Source organism: Azomonas macrocytogenes, assembly GCF_014191985.1.
Lineage (GTDB): Bacteria > Pseudomonadota > Gammaproteobacteria > Pseudomonadales > Pseudomonadaceae > Azomonas > Azomonas macrocytogenes.
Genome location: NZ_JACHXI010000025.1, coordinates 1 through 20,394 on the forward strand (window position 1 = coordinate 1; position 20,394 = coordinate 20,394).

The 20,394-nt window shown below is 58.8% G+C and carries 14 protein-coding genes and 2 pseudogenes; 5 read left to right on the forward strand and 11 right to left on the reverse strand.

The features are described 5' to 3' along the window. The first annotated feature begins 375 nt into the window (after nt 1-375). The 4 genes from FHR87_RS17015 (at nt 376) to FHR87_RS17030 (ending at nt 4,213) form a co-directional block, all read left to right on the forward strand. Nucleotides 376-1,035 (forward strand): hypothetical protein, encoded by a 660-nt coding sequence (locus FHR87_RS17015; RefSeq protein ID WP_183167933.1) that lies wholly within the window; start codon nt 376-378, stop codon nt 1,033-1,035. 347 nt (nt 1,036-1,382) lie between these two features. Continuing rightward, nucleotides 1,383-1,805, forward strand: a complete 423-nt coding sequence (locus tag FHR87_RS17020) for a hypothetical protein (protein ID WP_183167934.1) — start codon at nt 1,383-1,385, stop codon at nt 1,803-1,805. 165 nt (nt 1,806-1,970) lie between these two features. Continuing rightward, complete coding sequence (locus FHR87_RS19575; RefSeq protein ID WP_183167935.1) at nt 1,971-3,677, forward strand: DUF7146 domain-containing protein; 1,707 nt, start codon at nt 1,971-1,973, stop codon at nt 3,675-3,677. A 119-nt stretch (nt 3,678-3,796) separates the two neighbouring features. Further along, on the forward strand, nt 3,797-4,213 hold the full coding sequence (locus FHR87_RS17030; protein ID WP_183167936.1) for a hypothetical protein: 417 nt from the start codon (nt 3,797-3,799) through the stop codon (nt 4,211-4,213). 224 nt (nt 4,214-4,437) lie between these two features. Here FHR87_RS17030 and FHR87_RS17035 read toward each other — a convergent pair. Further along, nucleotides 4,438-5,363, reverse strand: a pseudogene (locus tag FHR87_RS17035) (IS630 family transposase). Between the two features lie 138 nt (nt 5,364-5,501). Here FHR87_RS17035 and FHR87_RS17040 point away from each other — a divergent pair. Continuing rightward, a pseudogene (locus tag FHR87_RS17040) lies at nt 5,502-6,227 on the forward strand (IS5 family transposase). Nucleotides 6,228-6,243: 16 nt separating this feature from the next. Here FHR87_RS17040 and FHR87_RS17045 read toward each other — a convergent pair. From FHR87_RS17045 to FHR87_RS17090, 10 genes are all read right to left on the reverse strand, one after another. Further along, nucleotides 6,244-8,622 (reverse strand): tetratricopeptide repeat protein, encoded by a 2,379-nt coding sequence (locus FHR87_RS17045; RefSeq protein WP_183167938.1) that lies wholly within the window; start codon nt 8,620-8,622, stop codon nt 6,244-6,246. 62 nt (nt 8,623-8,684) lie between these two features. Beyond that, on the reverse strand, nt 8,685-11,213 hold the full coding sequence (locus FHR87_RS17050; protein ID WP_183167940.1) for a fused MFS/spermidine synthase: 2,529 nt from the start codon (nt 11,211-11,213) through the stop codon (nt 8,685-8,687). Between the two features lie 105 nt (nt 11,214-11,318). Further along, complete coding sequence (locus FHR87_RS17055) at nt 11,319-12,902, reverse strand: arylsulfatase (protein ID WP_183167942.1); 1,584 nt, start codon at nt 12,900-12,902, stop codon at nt 11,319-11,321. Between the two features lie 134 nt (nt 12,903-13,036). Continuing rightward, on the reverse strand, nt 13,037-14,032 hold the full coding sequence (locus FHR87_RS17060) for an HAD family hydrolase (RefSeq protein ID WP_183167943.1): 996 nt from the start codon (nt 14,030-14,032) through the stop codon (nt 13,037-13,039). Beyond that, nucleotides 14,029-15,378 carry a BatD family protein gene (locus FHR87_RS17065; protein WP_183167945.1) on the reverse strand — a complete coding sequence of 450 codons (1,350 nt, stop codon included), beginning with the start codon at nt 15,376-15,378 and terminating at the stop codon, nt 14,029-14,031. The genes FHR87_RS17060 and FHR87_RS17065 overlap by 4 nt, the downstream gene beginning before the upstream one ends. Further along, entirely contained in the window at nt 15,375-16,964 is a 1,590-nt protein-coding gene (locus FHR87_RS17070) for a VWA domain-containing protein (RefSeq protein WP_183167947.1), read from the reverse strand. Before FHR87_RS17070 ends, FHR87_RS17065 begins: the two co-directional genes overlap by 4 nt. 1 nt (nt 16,965) lies before the next feature. After that, on the reverse strand, nt 16,966-17,961 hold the full coding sequence (locus FHR87_RS17075; protein ID WP_183167948.1) for a vWA domain-containing protein: 996 nt from the start codon (nt 17,959-17,961) through the stop codon (nt 16,966-16,968). Beyond that, the gene (locus tag FHR87_RS17080; protein ID WP_183167949.1) at nt 17,948-18,442 is read right to left on the reverse strand and encodes a DUF4381 domain-containing protein; all 495 of its coding nucleotides are present in this window, start codon (nt 18,440-18,442) and stop codon (nt 17,948-17,950) included. Before FHR87_RS17080 ends, FHR87_RS17075 begins: the two co-directional genes overlap by 14 nt. After that, the gene (locus FHR87_RS17085) at nt 18,439-19,395 is read right to left on the reverse strand and encodes a DUF58 domain-containing protein (protein WP_420826754.1); all 957 of its coding nucleotides are present in this window, start codon (nt 19,393-19,395) and stop codon (nt 18,439-18,441) included. Before FHR87_RS17085 ends, FHR87_RS17080 begins: the two co-directional genes overlap by 4 nt. 16 nt (nt 19,396-19,411) lie before the next feature. Then, the gene (locus FHR87_RS17090; RefSeq protein ID WP_183167951.1) at nt 19,412-20,389 is read right to left on the reverse strand and encodes an AAA family ATPase; all 978 of its coding nucleotides are present in this window, start codon (nt 20,387-20,389) and stop codon (nt 19,412-19,414) included. Between the last annotated feature and the right edge of the window lie 5 nt (nt 20,390-20,394).

Genomic DNA, 20,394 nt, shown 5'->3' on the forward strand with positions numbered 1-20,394 from the left:
GTCACATTTTACCCAAAGCACTGTAAAGATAGCCAGTGAAAGGAGAGCGAGAACAGGGGCAACTTACGCTGCCGCGCTATTCCTCCCCGCACTAACAGTATGGGGTCTCTCGCGCAAAATACGATGAGATTGCCTTGGCACTGGGTATCAAGCAGCCATGCATAGCGGTTATGGAAAAGCCAGGTCGCAACCTGAAACTGTCCACGCTGAAACGCTATGTTGAGGCCACTGGATGCAAGCTACGCATCGATATTGAGCTGCCTGATGGTACTCACCACGGCTTCCCTGTCTAAGGGAATAGATATTTATGTGCCATGAATGTAATGTATTTCACAGGGTGGAATCGTATGTCTGGCATCCAGAGCAGGATTTGAAATGCCAACACTTGTATTGAATCCAACAAAGATTAGAGAACTGTTCGCCGATCTCGTGATACGAGAGGCTAACTCACGTCTCTATAATGAGATCGAGCAATGGGCTGATAAGGTTGATATCAGCGCTGAAAGCAAGCACTCATTACCGCCTGGTTATCACTTGCTACGTGTCGATGGTCGGCTAGGCAAGTTGAGACCTGATGGATTTGAAATCGTGCTGGTAAACGAGCTGACTAAGACGGTCGTTTATTACAATAAAGTGCTGTTTTCGGGTCAGCTTGATATGAATTGTCGCCCGGCAACGCAAGTGCTTGTATGGCGCACGACCGATTCTCGGCATGCAGCTGTTCTGTATGGCCTTGCTCAAGATGTTTTCTTCAATTATATCCTTGATAGATATGACATTATTTTGAGCGACAACTACCAAACCAGCGAAGGGCAATATTTTTGGATGCGCCAAATGTCCAACGCCCTGACGCTTAACTACCATGTTTATTACTACCGGCTGATGGAATCCAAGCTTGATCCAATTCCAGACCAGGATTCATTGGATGGACTGACGGATCAGATTTGGAGCGAAGATGATGGCCAGACATATCACTTGGCAGTGATTTCTAAAATAAAACTGCCTGCCGAACTGAAAGTCGAAGTCCAAGAGTAACAGCTAGAAAAGCCCCACTGCCTTGCGGCGGAGGGGCTTTCTCATTTTCGCCGAGTAGAGGAGGCATGGACGATCCAATGTTGGCGAGTTCACTCGGCTCAATGTGCCTCATCGAGATCGCCGCGCACCCACAGTACGCTTTCCAAGACACCCTCTACGACTTATGATGGCCTCTTGGAAAGCGTGAGAATACGTTGACTGATCCTTCGGGACAGTTGAAAAGGTAGCTGGCCTGCATAAACAAACAGCAATATAACGTTCAAGATTTTCCAATTTTTCCAATCCCCCTGGGGCGAAACCGCCCCTTTCCGGGAATGGTGCGCCCCTTTTTTTGTAGGAGACGCACCATGGACATACAACAGGCCGGTATCACTCAAGTGTTTCCGGACGCCCATCTCTTAAGCAGAAATCTGCTGTCTGACCGTCTGCGGCAATACCTGGAAACCCTGGATTGCCCAGGCATTATTAATGATTGGCGTGAACGCGAGAATCAATGGCGCTCATTGCTTAATGAGCTGCAGCAGTGTGGCCTCATGGGCACCATTGTGCGTAACGCAGAAACAACTCAATGGGCATTTATCAGTCCCGATCCTCAGCAACAGGGCAGCTACCGCTATACCTGTTTTGATCGAATCGGGTTCTTTGCCCACGGGGTATACCGCTCGCCTCAGGACACCCTCAAAGCGTTATTCGATATGGGCTACCGCTTCGTAGACGATTCTTCTCGTCTCGATGAGGTCTCTCGCCTTCCCGAGTGGAAAGCACGCTAGCCGTACCGATCTGATCGGTTCATTTCATTCTTTCAAACCCATGCCGGGAAAGTAGTCCCTGCATGGGCTTCTTTCCTGGCGCCTTTGGCGATAGCAGACGTACTCGAAGCCCGGATTTCCAGGGACCAGGGCAGTCCCGCTATCAACTCGACCAGGAGAAATTCAATGTCTTATTACTACAAAGCTGAAACTGTCCGTCAGGCGATCGCGGGTCAATGGCTGTTTGTGCTGGCCTCGCTCGCGCCTGAACTTGAACCCGCCTTGCGCAAGCCCGGTCGTCATGTTCCATGCCCGATACATGGTGGCAAGGATGGCTTTCGGCTGTTCAAGGATGCCCATGAAACCGGAGGTGGAGTCTGCAATACCTGTGGTACTCGCCATGATGGCTTCGAGCTGCTGATGTGGCTCAGGGGTTGGTCGTTCGATCAATGCCTGATGGAGGTCGGGGATAACCTGAACGCTGAGAAGCTCTACCGAAAAGCTCAGCGAATCATCCCGCCGGCTCAACAGGACCGTCAGAAGCTGCCCGAGGCGAAAACCTCACGGTTCAGCAGTAAAGGTGAGCTCGTTAATTTTGGTCCGGCTCGGTATGAGCACAAGCCAGAAAACGAGATGAGCTATTTCGCGACACTGCAAAGTGCCCATGGTATCGAACGAACAATCTGGGGAGTCGATATCGAACGTGCCCTGACTGAAAGCGGGGCCACGTGTGGCGACAAGGTGACGATGCTCAATCGTGGCCGGGAAGCGGTTACGGTGGTTCGTGAAGTGCTCGATGACCATGGCGAATTGCTCCACGAAGAATCGATAGCGACTCACCGCAATACATGGGAGGTCATTAATCATTCTGCCGTTCGTGAGCATGAGCAAACGGAGACGACTGATCGGCTCTGCCAGGCTCAATCTAATGGTGGGCAATCGGCATCACGCTTGCGAGTGGTGGCTTGCGAGCAACCAATCCGTGAAGAAGAAACGCTGGCTGATGAAGAGGCTTCAGCCTCGACAACAGGAGTCGTTCCTCTCTTTAAGGAAACCCAACAGGGTCCAGATTGGCTACACGCCGTGCAAACTAAAATGGAACAGCAAACTGAGCGGCGTAAGCGCCATGACGCTCAACCAGGTACCCAGCAGTTGAAGATCCTGAAGGTATGGGATGAATGCCTGCCCATTGCCAGCGAGATCGCAGCACCGCTGCATCGCTATTTTCAGGAGCGCAAGGTTCTGGTGCGCTTCGGTACCCTTGAACAGGGCGACAGTATTCGGTTTCATCCGAATTTGCCGTACTGGGAAGAAAATGCTGAAGGCAGGATGGTCGAGGTGGGGACATTCCCAGCCATTGTCACGGCCATTCGTGACGTAGATGGCCAGTTGATCACATTGCATCGGACCTATCTGTCGAACCACGGTAAAAAAGCCAAGGTTGCAGAATGCCGCAAGATGATGTCGGTGCCGGAAGGGTTGGACCTGAACGGCGGGGCAATCCCGCTTGCAGAGCCTGTCGAAGGCATCCTGGGTTTGGCTGAAGGACTGGAAACGGCTTTATCGGCTTATCGGGCGACGGGAATTGCAACCTGGTCGACCGTCAATGCACAGCTGATGAAGACCTTTGAATGTCCGGAAGGGGTACACACCGTCATTATCTGGGCTGATCGTGATCGCTCCCGTACCGGAGAGGTGGCGGCCAATGTCCTGAAAGCGCGGCTGGAAGCCAACGGCATCAGTGTGATCGTTCTCTTGCCTCAGTTGGCTATTGCGGCAAAGGCAAAAGGGATCGATTGGAACGACGTGCTGGTGGGACAGGGCATCCTTGGATTTCCTCCCGTTCGCCAGTTGCGCAGTTTCATCGAAAACAGGCGCTCACGCAGCATGTGAGGAACTGACCCTCAGTTCTATTCGAGAGGCTAGTTAGTTCGCTAGTCACCTGATTTAACCATTAACCCGCCAGGGGCCAACCCTGGTGGGAGGCCTCTGGCGGTTTGGTGAGGCCCAAAATGGAAAATACTGCACTGTCCTTGCCTGCGCTCGATTTGTTCGGTGAGCAGGTTGTGATTCAGCGGCGCTCATTTACGAGCCGGCTGCGCAAGAAAGCGCCGAAACAGCGGATCGTACAGCTGGAGTTCGTCGACCTTCTGGCGTTGTCGGACGAGGAACTGGAAGCGCTGCGGGCATTCGCTGAAACCACTCATGATTACGTTGAGTGGCTACGCGAATACCTGCTGATACTCACCTTGCGGCAGATTGTTAACCGCCAGGTAAGTGAAGAAACCTGGCGCGAAGCCATGGACTGGTTGCTATCGGACGAGATTCACCCGTTCAGCTTCCGGGTCTGTTGCCAAGCGCAGTTGAGCGATCACGAGGACATTCGTGAAAACACCTTGTTGATCGCTGCCAAAGAACTTTTTAAGTAAATCCAAGCCCGTCAGGGGAAAAGCCCCCTGGGGGCTTTCTCCTTTTCAGCCTGTGAACAGGAGTACAGTGTGATTAAATTTTTTGGTGAGATCCGTGCTGCTGACCCCTATCAGACGTTAATCGTCAAGACATTGGACCAGAAAACGGTTCTTTTGTATGTGGCGGTCTCTGAATCATGGACCTACGAGCGGCTACAAAAACTGCCGCTTAGAGCACTTTCGTTTTAAGTATTGCCATATCCGCAGGCTGCGAAGTAGTTACTGCATTCGCTTGGCGTGAACGCATCGAGCAGCCTGCCGATTTCATCCCAGAGCGTATCGACCGTTCTCATCCCAGCCTTGCGCAGCAAGGCCTTGAGTGTGGAGAACATCTTCTCGATCGGGTTCAGATCCGGCGAGTAAGGCGGTAGATAGCGCAGGCTGGCACCCACGGCTTCGATCGCTTCCCTGACACCGGCAACCTTGTGACAGGATAGGTTGTCGGCCACCACGATGTCCCCGGGCCGCAGCGTGGGGCACAGCCAGGTGCGCACATAGGCCAGGAAGACCGCTCCGTTCATCGGGCCGTCGAGCACGCGCCCCTTGCCGCAAGCCGGCAATGAACGTCGTGGTCTTCCAGTGGCCGTGGGGCACCGAGGCTATGCAGCGCAGCCCCCGAGGCGAACGACCGCGCAGACGCGTCATGCAGGTCGTGGCCCAGGTCGCGTCGAGAAAGACCAGACGTTCAGGATCAAGCATCGGCTGGGCCTGTTGCCAGTCACGGCGTGCCTGCTGCACGTCGACGCGTGCTTGCTCGCTGGCGTGCAGAGTTTTTTTTGAAGCTCAGACCCCACTTGTCGAGTTGGTACCACAACGCCGGGACTTTGATCTGGATTCCCTCCTGGGCCAGTCGCTCGCTCAGTTCGGCGAGCGTCATATCCGGCGTGGCTTCGATCCAGTGACGAATGTCGGCTTCCCGGTGAGCGATCCGGGAGCGTCGATGACCACCTACCGGCAAGCTGTGGCGCTGCCCGGTTGCCTCGAAGCGCTTGCGCACTTGATACACCCACAGCCGGCTGACTTCGTAGCGCCGAGCAATGTCGCTCGGGCGCTCGCCACGCTGGAGAGCCCCCAGAACACGATCACGCAGGTCTTGCGAGTAGGCGTGCATACCGATCTCCCGAGAAAGAGCCCACACAGCCTAGATTATGTATATATTTAAATCAAAAATGCTCTATGGCCATGGTCGGCGATGAACTGTAAAACTTGAACAAATGCTCGGGCATTTGTTCATCCTCTTCTCCTAAAGGTGCCTCCCAGTCCACACGGGGGCCGGCCCAGAGTGCCGGATCGTGAAGCGCTGTCCGGCATCATCTTTGTTTTGCATGCTATGAGAGCGACTCACACAGGAAATGGGCTACGGCTCAGGTATCACCTGCTGGATACGACTCAGAGACTGGCATGAGGCCAGCGTCTGGAAGACACTACATGTGACCCTGCTCGAGCAGCTAGTCTGGGCCGATGCCATTGACTGGGAGCGAGCCGCCGCCGACAGCGTGTCCTTCAGGGCGAAAAAGGGGGCTCAGCCATAAGGCCCAACCCCCCGGGCCGTGGGCGAGCTGGTAGCAAACGGCACCTGATCACCTATGGGCAGGGAATTCCTCTGGGGCTGGTGTTCTCGGGGCCAACATACATGACAGCGTGCCCTTCGTATCACTGCTGCACTCCATCCCCGCGATACGAGCAAAGCGAGGGCGTCCACGTCATTGATCACGCAAGGTACACGCTGACAAGGCTTATGACTGTCGCCGTTGCCGCGAAAGCTGTAGAGCTCGGAATCCGAATTGCCCGCAGGGAAACCGATTCCGGAGAGCAACTGGAACGTTATCGGTGGGTAGTTGAGCGTACGTTCGCCTGGCTGAATCAGATGCGAAGACTGACCATACGCTATGAGTGTAGGCTGGATATTCATTACGTACTGACGTTGCTGGGCTGCTCGATCATCTGTTGGAGAAAGCTCAGACGCAGGTTTTGAAAGGAGTAGTAAACAACTAGTGATTTAAGTCACTACTCCCAGAACCTGAGGGCACTGTCTGCAATATCGGATCTGCCGGGTTTATCTGACGCAGTTCTTCCAGCAGTTCGATCCCCTTGGAATACTGCTTAGCCTCGTTCAGATACTCCACGAGAGCCAGTCGAACACTACGGTTGCTCGGCTGGCGTTGCAACATGCTCCTCAGTTGTTCGAGCGCCGCCTGCTGATTGCCACTGTCGTGCAGTGCGACCGCCAGCACGAAACCGTACTGCGTATTCTGTGGTTCCAGCCGTGCAGCCATGGCAAGAGCCTGCAAGGCTCCCGCGCGATCACCTTTGCGTATCAGTGCCAGACCGTTGGCGTGGTGCAGCAAGGTAGATTGCGGATGCTGCCGTAAACCTTGATCCAGCAACCTGCGGCCTTCTTCCTCGCGATAATTGCTGTGCAACCACTGGACCAGGCTAACTAGCGCCGGAAGAAAGTCCGGATCGCGTTGCAGTGCTGCCCGAAGATACGGCTCTACAGCAGCGGAGCGGCCGTTAGCCTGATATAGCATCGCCAGGTTGAGATTGGCCTCGGCGCGCTCCTGCACGCTCAACTGTACGGTTTCGTATTCGCCGATGGCTTTGCCCCAGCTTTTTTCGTAGTTGCCCAGACTCATGTCGTGCAAACCCAGCAGTTCGTAGGCTGCGCTGATGCGTACCGCGCGTACTGGATCGTTCAGCAGGGGAACCAGCAGATTGCGGCGCTGCTCGGAAGGTAACAGGGCGGCTATGGCCTTGATGGCTGCTTCGCGCACCTGTGGTGCTGAATTGGCTAAATCGATGGCTGCTATCTTCAACGCTCGCTCGCTGGGGTAGGTGGGCAATTCGGCCAGCAGAGTGGCTCGGTGGATGGCCGGCAGATCCCTGGATTCCAATTGCTGGAACAGTGCGCGTGTGGCTCCCGGCTTACCGTTGCGTACCAGCCACAGAGTCTCGTCGTAACGCGGAACGCTGAGCTTGTCTTCACCGTACCAGCGGTGGAACTGCTCGACGACCTGCGGCTCTGGCCGATCACGGTGGCAGCCAAGGCAGGCATCCGGTGTACCCAGCTTCAAGGCACGCACCGGATCGGGCGAGCTGAAACCATGGTCGTGACGGAAGTCGTTGCCCATGTAGAACTTGCCCGGCATGTGGCAAGCGGCACATTGCGAGCCAGCCTGGCCTTGTGCGTGGTGATGGTGTTCGGGAGATTCATAATCCTTCGCCTGCAAACCTTTAGCATCGATACCGGCGATGCCGCTTTGGCCTGCAAGGTTGTGGCACTGCAGACAGACACCGTTACCCGATACCTTCAGCGCTGTACTGTGGGGATTGTGGCAATTGCTGCAACGCACCCCCTTGGCGAACATCTTGCTCTGGGTGAACGCTCCGTATTCGAATACCTCGTCCTTGATTTTGCCGTCCAGCTCATAGAGCTCGCGGGTCAGCGCGCTGGGCAGGTAGTCGTTCATCAGTCGCTGCTCGTTGTGGAAGCCATCCCCCAGCGGAGCCCGACGAGCATGACAACGGGCGCAGGTTTCCACTTCAGTGAGGTTGTCCACCTTGCTCAACTCTTGAGCAAAGCCTGCATTGACTCCGCCAGCTTGCTTGGTCGTCCATGCCAAATGGCGCGAGGCCGGGCCATGGCAGGCTTGGCAGCCCACTCCCAGACTGTGCCACTGACTGGCAAAGCGGTTGGCGGCAGGATCGAAATTACGCCTGAAGCCGGTGGTATGGCACTCCACGCACATGAAGTTAGCATTCTGCTGCGGTTTGCTCCAATGCAGGGGGTTCTTGAAGTCCACACCTTGGCCTGGATAAAGGTGGAACCAGACGTGCTTCTCGGTATTCCAAGCCAGGCCCAGTGCTTGTAAACGACCGTCGGAGAGTTCGATCAAGTACTGCTGCAGCGGGGCGATACCAAAAGCATAGGCCACTTTGAAATCTGCTGGCTTGCCGTCCTGGTTGGGAGTATTGACCCAAAACCCGCCGTCTTTATGAAAGAAGCGGGTGGTCTCTCTGTCGTCCTTGAAGCTGACATCTTTGAAGTCGCCCAGTACGCTGCTCTCATTCGCCTCCTGCATCGCCAATTGATGATGGGAACCCTGCCAGTCCTTGACCTGCTGGACATGACAGCCAGCGCATTGAGTCTCGTCCACCAGACTTGCGAAAGGCAGCAGTTGCACGATTTGCTCTGGCTGGGTCGGCTCAACCCGAATACCAGGTAATGCGAGCGTACCGCTTCGAATGAACAGCCCCCCCCCCAAGCCGAGCAGCAGGAGGCCGATAATTACTGAAAGGATTGAGCGCGTGGGGCGAGAGGCTAATGGTGACTGCGCAGGGCTTGCGACCCTTTTCTTGCGTTTCGACATGCTGGCTTCCGCTAAGCGAGTGAGCGTTTCTCAAGAGAGAGCAGATCCGAGGCTCCAAAGATTCAAGGCTGCATTCCGAAAAACCAGCGGTAATAGGGATTGCCGCCGTCTTCGCGCATCACCTCGGCGAATTCGCGAGCCCAGGCCTGGCGCTCGCCACGATAGGCGTGCAAGCCAACCTCATAGAAGCGCCACAGACGCTGCTGCTGATCTCGCAACGCGACGTTCATGGCTTCATCGGTATTACGCAACGGCGGCGCACTTGCTTGTTGCAGCAAGGCTGGCAGGGTGCGGGTGATTTCGTTGGCATGTACCCATGGAGCGTACTCGATACGTGGTTGATCGTCGGTCACTGCTGGGGTATTTCCGGCGAAACGCTCCAGCCCCTGACGGTCGGTGATCCAGGTGGCCAGCAGCGCTGCCGGCGAGGCGATGCCGATTTCTTGTAGGGCACTGTGCACTTCCGGTTGGGCGAAGCGCTGGGCGATGCGCGAGACATCCAATTCGATGGGCTGGCGGGAGCCGACCAGTAGCGTCTCGTGAAATTCGGTGGTCCAGAGGCTGGCGTGAGGGAAGACATCAAGGAAGCTGCGCACCAGGGCGCGGCTATCTTCCATATTTTGCGTTGCCAGCGGTAACCACTGAGCCAGCAGGCCACCTGGTTGCAGCCGCTCGGCGGCAAGCTGGTAAAAGTCGCGGGAGTAGAGGTTGACCACTCCAGAGGCCGAGGGCGGCGGCGGTTCCAGAGTGATCAGATCGTAGCGCTGCGGATTGCGCAGCAACTCGCGGCGGCCATCGCGCAGGCGGATTTCCAGACGAGGATCACCCGCCGCGTTGTAGTTACCCTTGAACAACGGTGCGGCACGTACCACCGCCGGCAGCAGCTCGGCCACTACCCGCTGCTCCAGTTGCGGATAACGCAGCAGAGCGCCGGCGGTGATTCCGGTACCGAAACCGATAACCAGTGCCGAACGCGACTCGCTTTGATGGATGAGCAGCGGCAGCAGCGCCTGCAAGCGCATGTAGCGCAGCGACGGCATGGCGTCGCCAGTGTTGGAAACCCCCTGGATATACAGGCGATTGAAGCGCCGTGGCAACGCACCCTGAGTGGTCACTGCCACGGTGCCGCCACGACCTTCCTCGTAGAAAACGAGACTGCCTTTGCGCGCCCCGGGCAACAACTCAGCCAGACGCTCGACTGGTGTCAGCAGCCCGGTCGCCAAGACCACCAGGCCAATAGCCCAGACGGCCTGGCGTCGGCCACGCTGGTGACCAGCGCCCACTGCCAGAATGCCGATGGCGGTGGCCAGCAGCGCCAGGCTCACCAGGGTGTACACCAGACCCAAGGCCGGGATCAGCCAGAAGCCGCAAAGCATCACCCCGGCTATGCCGCCCAAGGTATTCAGCGCCACCACTGTTCCTACGTCGCGGCCGACCTGACAGCTGTCTACCGACAGGCGCAAAGCGATGGGGAAGGCCGCACCGAGCAGGGTGGTGGGCACAAAGACGATATATAGGGCAGCCACGGCAAAGCGTGCGCACATCCCTGCCAGCTCGCTGCCTGTCAGACCCAGCACCAGGCTTTCTGCCTGACTCTGTAGCGAGATTAGCCAGAGGCCTAGGCCGGCGATCTCCAGCAATGCCAGCAACCCGGCACCAGCGATCAACAGAGCGAACCAGCTCCAAGGGTCGCGAATGCGGTCGGCGCGCTTGGCGTATAGCGCACTACCCAGGGCCAGACCGGCGAGATAGGTAGCCAGCACGACGGCGAAAGCATAGGTGCGGGTACTCATGAACTGGATGATGGACTGTGACCAGACCACCTCGTAGCCAAGGGCAATGCCGCCAGCCACGGCATAAAGCCCGATCGCCAGACGAGTCTGGGGCGACTTGGTGACGACTGGTCGAGCGGCTTCTTGTGGCTGCGTATGGCTACGCTGTTGCAACCCGAATGCGCCCAAGGCCGCCAGCAGGTTGAGTGTGGCGGCGGCGCAGGCGCTGCCAAATACACCAAGCTGGGGAATCAGCAGAAAAGCACTGAGCAGGGTGCCGGCGATGGCGCCGCTGGTATTGGCCGCGTACAGGTACCCACCGGCCGAGCCAAGCTGGTTTGCGGAGGGAGCCAGAGCACGTACCAGTACCGGCAGGGTACCACCCATCAGTAGCGCTGGCAGGCCCACCAGCAGAAAGGGTAAGACCCAGGCCATTGCGCCGATGCTGCTTTCCAGACGGGCGAAAGGACCGGCGGCATGGGCAAAGCCGATGGTAGCACCGATACCCAGGATGGCCACTGCCAGCTCCAGCACGGCATAGAGATACATCGGTCGCGCCAGACGATCAGCCCAGCGGCCGAACAAGAAGCCACCCAGGGCCAGTCCGGCGAAAAAAGCACTGACACCGGTGGTAATGGCATACACCTCCACCCCGACTACCAGCGACAGTTGTTTTATCCACAGTATCTGGTAGATCAGCGCAGCGCAGCCGGAAACCAGCAGCAGGCTGGCCGAATACAACACGTACCAGTCTGGCTGCGTCTGGCAGACAGTTGAAGGTGTGCGGCTATGATGAGAAGAGCGAGTGGCGGGAGGCATCGAGTGTTGGCCTTATGTCCGGCGTCTGGAGTTCGGCCCTGCCGCATATCCGGCAAGGGCTGATCGCCCTCCTGACGGGAGGGCGATACAGGTGCATCACTGTTTTTATGGTTGGCGCATCTTCTCTTCGATCTTCGCATCGACAGCTTTGCGCACCTGGTCGATGCTGAAGCTTGCCGGGTGCTGGCTCGGTGGGTACGCAACGAAGGTCTCCAGGAACGTCGAGGCCTTCATCGTGGCGATGGCAGTCAAGTAAGCGTTTTCTGCCAACCACTTGTCATACTGATCAGAGACGATATCGGCAGTCTCGTAGGGATCCATGCGCAGATTGAATATCTTCGGTACACGCAAGCAGGTGAAAGGTTCACGCCAGACATCGAAACCGCCAGGCTTGCGCTGTTCGCAGAACACGGCTTTCCAGTTATCGAAGCGCATCGCCACTAGATCGCCATCATCGTTAAAATAGTAGAAGTCGTTACGCGCGCTCTTGTCGGTCTTACCGGTCAGATAATCCAGCTGGTTGTAGCCATCGAGGTGAACCTTAAAGCTCGGTCCCCCTGCGGCCGGCGCCCAACCGTTGAGCAGCTTGTCTTTGACATCAGCAATACCGGCCACGGCAAGCAAGGTCGGGAACCAGTCGAGGCCAGAGAACAACTGGTTGGAGACTTCCCCTGGCTTGATGTGATTCGGCCAGCGAACCATCGCCGGTACGCGGAAAGCTCCTTCGTAGTTGGAGTTCTTCTCGTTGCGGAACGGCGAGGTTGCTGCATCCGGCCAAGTAAAGCGATTAGGGCCGTTGTCGGTGGTGTAGACCACAATAGTGTTCTCGGTGAGCTGTAGATCATCGAGGGTTTTCAACAACTTGCCGACATCGCCGTCATGCTCGAGCATACCGTCGGCATACTCGTTGCCGGGCATTCCACTCTGACCCAGCATCGATTCGCGCACATGGGTGGCAAAGTGCATGCGCGTAGTATTCATCCAGACGAAAAATGGCTTGTCGGCCGCCGCCTGTTTCTTGATGAATTCCTGAGCTGCAGCGGTGGTTTCATCGTCAATGGTTTCCATGCGTTGCTTGGTCAACGCACCGGTGTCTTCGACCTTACCGTCAGTATGAGAGTGAATTACGCCACGGGGCGAAAAATTCTTCACAAAAGGATCGTTGGGATCTTTTGGCCAGTAAGGACGCTCCGGTTCCTCTTCGGCATTCAAGTGATAGAGGTTGCCGAAGAACTCATCGAAACCATGCTTGGTCGGCAGGTACTCATCGCGATCGCCCAAATGGTTCTTGCCGAATTGAGCAGTAGCGTAGCCTGCTGCCTTGAGCGCCTGGGCAATAGTGACATCACGTGCCTGCAAGCCAACCGCCGCACCCGGCACACCTACCTTGGACAACCCAGTGCGCAATGGTGTCTGCCCGGTGATGAAGCTTGAGCGCCCGGCAGTGCAGCTGTTCTCCGCGTAGTAATCGGTGAAGAGCATGCCTTCCTTGGCGATGCGGTCGATGTTCGGCGTCTTGTAGCCTGTCACCCCCATGGCATAGGCACTGATGTTGGTCTGGCCGATGTCGTCACCGAAGATCACCAGTATGTTGGGTTTATCCGCAGCCCCGGCTGACGCCGAAAGCCCCATGACCGAAGCGGCCACCAGACTGAATGTCGGTAGCCGCCATTTGCGTATGCACGTCATTGTTTTGCCTCCGTTTCACTGTATTCAGTTACCTTCTGGTAACCAATCGCGTGCTCCGGATACTTCCCCTGTAGCGGCCCGATGGCCGTGACATTTGCCTACTTCCGGTCAGCAGTTCTGCTCTTTCTAACGGTTCAATCGGAGGGGTAGACCCTGCTCCACTCCGCCTGCATATCCACCACCGTCCAGCCGTCCGCCCTGGCCTGGTCCAGGGCCTTGTCCAGTCGACCGATCTTCGATTGCCGGTCATAAGCCCATTCGCGCTTGGCGTCGGTGTGGTGCACCAGGCCCATGAAGCGCTTGCCCGAACCGGCTGCCGTCCACTGCAGCATCTGCAGGTCGCCGTCGGAGTTGCCGAAGGCGAGAATGGGGCGACGGCCGATGATTGCGTCGATACTTTCCGGCTTGCCTGGGCCGTCATCGTTGTGCGCCAGCCTGGGCGTACGCAGGATCAGCGGCCTGCCATTGTTGTACTGATACTGGCTGACAAAACGGGTGCCGATAATCTGTTCCGGCGGGATGCCATAGACCTCGGGCGCCCAGGCGCGCATGAAGGCCACCTCGCCGCCGGAGACTATGTAAGGCTTGAATTCCTTGGCGCGCAGATAATCCAGCAGTTCCAGCATTGGCTGGTAGACCAGCTCGGTGTAGGGCCGGTCTTTCTGTGGATGGCGTGCCTTGGCCAACCAGGCGCGTACGTTGGCAATGAAAATCTCGGTGCTGATGCCGGTATGGGTAGCGGCGACAATCTTGCTCACCCCGTCCATGCCACTGGCGGTCATGGTTTTCTGATCGCCTTCGAGCAGCGCCTTGAACGGCTGCTTCTGCTTCCACTCGGGATACTGCGGTGCCAGACGCCTCGCCTCATCAAAGGCGAACAGCACCTGGAAGTACATCGACTGTTCACTCCACAGAGTGCCGTCGTTGTCGAACACAGCGATGCGCTCGGCGGGAGCGACGAAGTCCTTCGAGCCTTCGCGGGTGACCGCCTCGACGAAGGTCACAATAGCGTTCTTCGAAGGGCCGTCGTGCCATGAAGGCAAAGATTCGGCCGCCTGCAGCAACAGCGGCCAGAGCAGTACCAGACAGAACCAGCGCACGGTATGAGCAGGAATGGGCGGTCGGTTCATGAGTGGTCCTTAGTTTGGATCGCTTGATGCGGGTTGAGAGGCCGCAATCCATGGCAGGGGAAGGATTGCGGGCGCAGCCGTTTCACGTGCTTGTGCAAGCTCTGCAGCGGTTGTTCAAAGTCATGCAGGTTTTTTGATGTGCCGCTCGAGTAGCCGAAACGTGCGCCGAGCGAACCTAGCAGTCGCTGCGCCAGGCCGGGATCGAGGCGCCTGGCGAGAGCCAGCAACCCGCTGTCGCCCTGGATACGGCGTACCCAGAGATAGAGCGCACCAAGCTGCGGCGGTTGGCCATTCAGTTGATCGCGTACCTGCTGCCAGGCATGCTCGGGGGAGGCTAGCCAAGCAGCTTGGCGCGCTGCCTGCCATCGTTGCCAGGCGGCACGGGCGCGCGGCGCCTGTAACCGACCGAAGTGCCAGAGTAACCAAGCAACCAGTAGCAGGGCGGCCAGATCCAGCCCGTGGCGCGACAGATGCAGGCGCGTGCTTTGGCTCAGGCGCTCAAGATCCTCGGTAACTGAGAAAGGTACCTGGTAGGCGTTATTGGTCTGGGCGTCGAATTCCAGCGCCGGCACGCTGGCGCTGCGCGCCTGACTGGTAGTGATATCCCACCATTGCAAGTCGATGGCTGGCAGGCGGTAATGACCAGGTTTATCGATACGATAGCTGACCCTGTCGATCCGCTGTCCGCCCTTGATATTGCCGCGCCCATCGTCCAGTGCTTGTATCAGAGGCGCCTCTGCGTAGCGGCGCAACCCCGCGATATCCTCCAGCAGCCTGGGTGGCGGTAGCAGCATGGCTTCTGCGCCATCCGCTTCCAGGCGCAGCTCGCGGGTAAGGTTATCGCCCACTTTCAACGACTCGGTCGGTTTTTCCAGTTGCTGGCTGAAGCGTAGTGCCTGGGCCACCAGCACCGGCTGACCGGCGGCGAATCCAGGTGGCTGGCGGGCGCTGAAACTCAGAGCTGCAGTGTGTACCTGCATCTCACCGCTGGCTTGAGCGGGCATGAGGCGGATGCTCAGCGCTGGAATGTCGAAGTCGCCCGTTCGGTTCGGGGTGATCCGGTAGGCGTAGCGCAGGCCGAAAAAAGTGGTGCCATCGCGCGTTTCAGTGAGGTGTTCGGCTGCACCGCTCGGCGGCATCACTAACGCGCCAGACAGTTGCAGGTCGGGCAACTGTGGTGCGCGGGTAAACCAGCTGTCCACCAATACATCCACCTCCAGGCGCACAGTACCGCCGACCATGGCCGTAGCCGAGGGTTGCAGGCGGCTTTCCACGCGTACCTGCGGCTCATCGGCGCGAACCGGCAGGGACAGCAGGCAGCAGAGCAAAAGCAGCAAGCGCTTCATGGCCGGACCGCTCCCCGAGCTTGGTTAGCGGCATCCTGCAGGCTGAATTTTTGCTTGAGGAATTTCGCCGGCGAGGTACTGAGATTCTGCAACCACAGCGCATCGGAGGACGCTTGCGGAGTCTGTACGGTTTCGCCCTGGCTGCTGCCGGATTGATCGAATTTCACTTCGTCCGGTTTGAGATTGGGGGCCTTTTCCGCAGCGGCGTCGTGGTCTTTCTGCAGAGCGATGGCTAAGGCCAGATTGGCGCTGGCTTCGGGGAATTGCGGTTGCAATTCGAGCGCCCGGCGATAGGCCGTGATGGCCTCGTCGAAATGAAAGCGGCGGGTGTGAATATTGCCCTGGTAGAAATAGGCCGGCGCGCTATCCAGACGCGCGAAGCTGGCCAGAGCCAGGTCGTAGTCGGCAGCACGGTAGGCGGCTATGCCTTTCCAGTAAGAGTCCTTGAAGTGGGCGGCGGCGGTCAGGTAATGCCCCTGTTTGAAAGCCCAGCGGCCTTGTTGGTCTGGGGTAAGAAAGGCATCGGCCACCCCCTCGGCGCGGCTTGGTTGCGGCACCGTCAGGTTCAGTGCCAGCAGCAGGGCGGCGCTCCAGTTCAGGCTCCAGCCGCGCCGCACGCAGAGAAAGGCAAGTACCAGCAATGGCCAGGTCAGCCAATAACCGGCATCCTTCCACTGGCTTTCCCGTTGTTCATCGCTGGCAGCCACGAAATGCCGCTGCGCATGCAGCTCGATCCAGTCGAGGTCGTCGTTGTTCAGGGTCAAGCTGCCCAATGGCGCATCGGCAGCTTCGGCCAGTTTTTCCAGGGCTGCCTTGTCGAAGCTGCCGAGCACCGGCCGGCCACTGGCATCGGTCCGCGGCTGGCCGTCGGCCATACGGATGATGCCGGCGTCGGCGCTGCCCACGGCGAGCACCAGCATTTGTAGCTTGCTACCCGCCAGGTGTTTGCCGATCTCGTCGAGCTGACTCGTGTCGGCGCCATCGGTGAGCAGGACCAAGCTGCCCGGTCCGCCTTCGGCATCGAGCAAGCGTCGGGCTTGGTCGATCACACCCACTACATCCTTGCCAGGTCGTTCGATCAGTTCGCTGGAGAGTGCCTGGAGGAAGCTGTTCAGCAACGCCGCATCCTCGGTAGGCGGCAGCACGAGATGAGCACTACCGCCATAGACAAGCAACCCGGTACGCGCGCCTGTGCGACGCGCAATCAAGTCATGGAGCTTGTGCCTGGCAGCCTCCAGACGAGTCGGCGAGGTATCGTCGGCATTCATCGACGGCGACAGATCCAGAGCCAGGATCAGGGGCGCCTTGTTCTCTAGAAAGGGAGGGCGATCCTGCTCCCAGGTCGGTCCGGCAGTGGCGAGGCCACCCAGCACCAGCAAAGCGCTGATCAGGTGCACCGGGCGCAAGCGCGGGTTATCCCGGGGCGTCAGCAGCAGGTGCGGCAATAGATGCGGGGCAATACTGCCTTGCAGACGTCGGACAACGTCTTGGCTTCGGTGCCAGAGCAGAGGCAGCAAGACACCCAGTAACACTGCCAGAAGCCAGAGTGGACGCAGGAAATGAAAGGCGGACAGGTCGATTTCCATTTCAGTCTCCTGTCCTTGGTACCAGCCATGCCGGCCGCTCAAAGTGCCCGGCAAACATGGCCAGCAGGTGGTAGGCCCCGAGCAGGGCAACGGCTATGCCCAGCGGCAGCCAGAACAGTTCGTGCCGAGGCTGGTGGCTGAAGGTTTTCACGTGTTGCGGGGTGATCTGGTCGAGGGTGGCGTAGACCTGCTCCAGGGCGTTGCGGTCGCTGGCGCGGAAGAAATGCCCCCCAGTGATGCTGGTGATCCGCTCCAAGGTTTGGAGATCGACTCTGGCCTCGCCACTGGCAGTTGGATCACCGATGCCGATGCTGTGCACCACGATGCCTTTGTCCGCCGCCATCTGCGCCGCGTGGGCTGGAGTGATGGCGCTACTGGTGTCATTGCCATCGGTGAGCAGGATCAGCACTTTGTCCTGTTCATGAGCCTGATCGAACAGTTTGATAGCCAGACCGATGGCGTCACCGATGGCGGTATTGGGTCCGGCCATGCCAATGCCCACCTCGTCGAGAAGGATCGCCAGGCTGGCGTGATCCTGCGTCAAGGGAGCCTGAGGGAAGGCGGCGCTGCCGAAGACGATAAGGCCAAGACGGTCGTTTTTGCGCCGCTCGATGAAACCCTGCACCACTTCCTGCACGGCGCTCAGGCGGTCGACTGGCTGCCCGGCGGTATTAGTCAGGTCGGTGGTTTCCATGGACTGCGAGATATCGATGGCAAGCATCAGATCGCGCACTGGCTGGCTGCGCACTATGGGCTGCTCCAGCCACTGTGGGCGGCTGGCGGCCAGCAGCAGCAGCGCCCAGACCAACAGGTTGAGTAGCAATTGCCAGCGCCCGCCGCTAGAGCGGCCCGGTACCTGGCCAATGGCACGGCTCATGGCGGCGAAGAAAGGAACACGCAGAGCAGTGCGCGCCGCACGGTATTCCGGCAGCAGGCGATACCCCAACCAGGGCAACGGCAGCAGAAACAGCAGCCAGGGATAGTCAAGCTGCCACATGATGCTTCTCCACCCAGGCCCGGCAAAGCCCTAGCAACTGCCGGCACTGGTCTGAGGAAAGGCTGCGCAGCCGTTCGTGAGGGGCATAGGCGAGTTGGGCCAGTTGCTGGGCAAAATCCGCCGGCAGGGGTTCACCGCCGTGGCGAGCGAGGAAGGCTTGCCAGGCGTTACCGCCGAGGGCGGCTACCGGCGGTGCGCCTGGCATCGACAGGGCTACGCGTTTCAACAGTTCCGGTAATTCCCGCAGGGCGGCCAAGCGCCGGGCGGGATCGTCCAGGGCTTGTTCCAGTTGCACCAGGCGACTCAGAGCCTCGCGGCGGTAACGGCTCCGTTGCCAGCGCCGGTATCGCAGGGCAGCCCAGCTCAGCAGGACGAACAGGGTTACCAGCAACAGCGCCAACCAGCCCCACGTCTGCGGCAACCAGGACACTGGCGTGGGCAGGGCCAGTTCCTTGAGCTGGTCGATATCGGGAGCATTCATCGCGGTGCTCCGATTATCCGGCCCAGTTCGCGGCGCAACTGCAGCACGGCTTCTTCACCGGTACTGAACATCATCAGGGGTATCTGGCTGTGACGCAGTAATTGGGCAACTTCCTTCAGCCGGCCATTGAGAAACTCTCCTAATGGCTGGCGTACCTGACGCTGCTCCACAGCCAGTTCTATCTGCAGCTCGCCCTGGGTCACGACTATTCGGCCCTGTTTCGGCAGCTTCAGGGCCAGCGGGTCATAGACCTGCATGGCAATTACGTCATTGTGCGCGGCAAGCTGGTGTAGCAACTGCAGGGTACGCGGGCCTGCGCCAGCGAAATCGCTAACAATGCAGATCAGGTAATCATGGCCCGCCAGGGCCAGGCAATGCTGCAAGGACTTATCCAACTGCGCCTCATCTGCATCTGCCACGGTTTCGACGCTGAGCGCCTGGTTCTGCCGTACCAGGCTGGCGAACAGTACCTGCAGGCGACTACGGCTGTGCAACGGGGCAATGCTGTCGATCTGGCTGTCGTTGAAAATCAGCCCGCCGACCCGGTCGCCGGCCTGGAACATCATCCAGGCGGCCAGGGCACCGAGTTCGGCAGCCATGGCGGATTTGAAGCTGCGGGTGGAGCCGAAAAACATCGACATACGCTGGTCCATCAGGATCAGCGACGACCGATCGCGCTCTTCGGTGAAGCTGCGCACGAAGGGTTTGCCGGTACGCAGCGTGGTACGCCAGTCGAGACGGCGCAGGTCGTCGCCGGCCTGGTAGCGGCGCAGCTCATCGAAGTTCAAGCCGCGCCCGCGCAGACGCGAGGCATGGTTGCCGGCAAGAATACTCGAGCGCGGCTGGCGGGCGAAAAAGCTCAGCTCACGGGTTGCGAACTCCAGCGCCATCAACTGCGCTAGGGAGACATAGACAAAGCCATCCGCAGCCTGTCGTTGCGTGTGCATCGCCATATCGCCATTCTCCCGATCAGGCTGGAATAGCCACTTTGTCGAGCAGGCGATCCAGTACCTGATCGGCGTTTACGCCGTCGGCCACAGCGTCGTAGCTGAGCCGCAGGCGATGGCGTAATACTGGGTGAAGCACCGCGCGCACATCGTCCGGGGTGACAAAATCCTGTCCCTCTAGCCAGGCATGTGCGCGGGCGGTGCGATCCAAACCGATGCCGCCACGCGGGCTGGTTCCGATGGCGATCCAGCGGGCTAGATCGGCGTCGTAATCGATTGGGTGGCGGGTAGCGTTGACCAGGTCGATTAGATAGCGGTCGATGCTTTCGGCCACGTGCACGCCGCTCAACTCGCGGCGTGCGGCAAAGATTGCCGCCGGGTCAAGACAAGCCGAGGCCGATGTCATGTCGAGCCGAGCCTGCTGTTCTTCTTCGCGCAGCAGGCGCAGTACCTGGCTTTCGTCGGCCGGAGCGGGGTAGTCGAGCTGCACTTTCATCAGGAAGCGGTCCATCTGCGCCTCGGGCAGTGGGTAGGTGCCTTCCTGCTCGATGGGGTTCTGCGTGGCCAGCACCATGAACAATTCGGACATCGGGTGGCTTTGCCCGGCGACGGTGATTTGCCGTTCCTCCATGGCTTCGAGCAAAGCAGCCTGGACCTTGGCCGGGGCACGGTTGATTTCGTCGGCCAGGATGATGCTGCCAAACAGCGGGCCGGGCTGAAAGCGGATCTGGTTTTGCCCGTCGAGCTGATGCAACACCTCAGCGCCGGTGATATCCGACGGCAGCAGGTCAGGGGTGAACTGGATGCGGCTCATCTTCGCATCGAGCTGGCGCGCCAGAGCCTTCACCGTGCGAGTCTTGGCCAGGCCGGGCAGGCCTTCCAGCAGCAAATGGCCATTGGCGAGCAAGGCCAGCAACACGTGGCGGATCACCTGCTCCTGGCCGAGCACGGCTTCGGCGATGTTGGCCTGTAGGGCGATGATGTTGTGGCGTACGCTCATGTTGT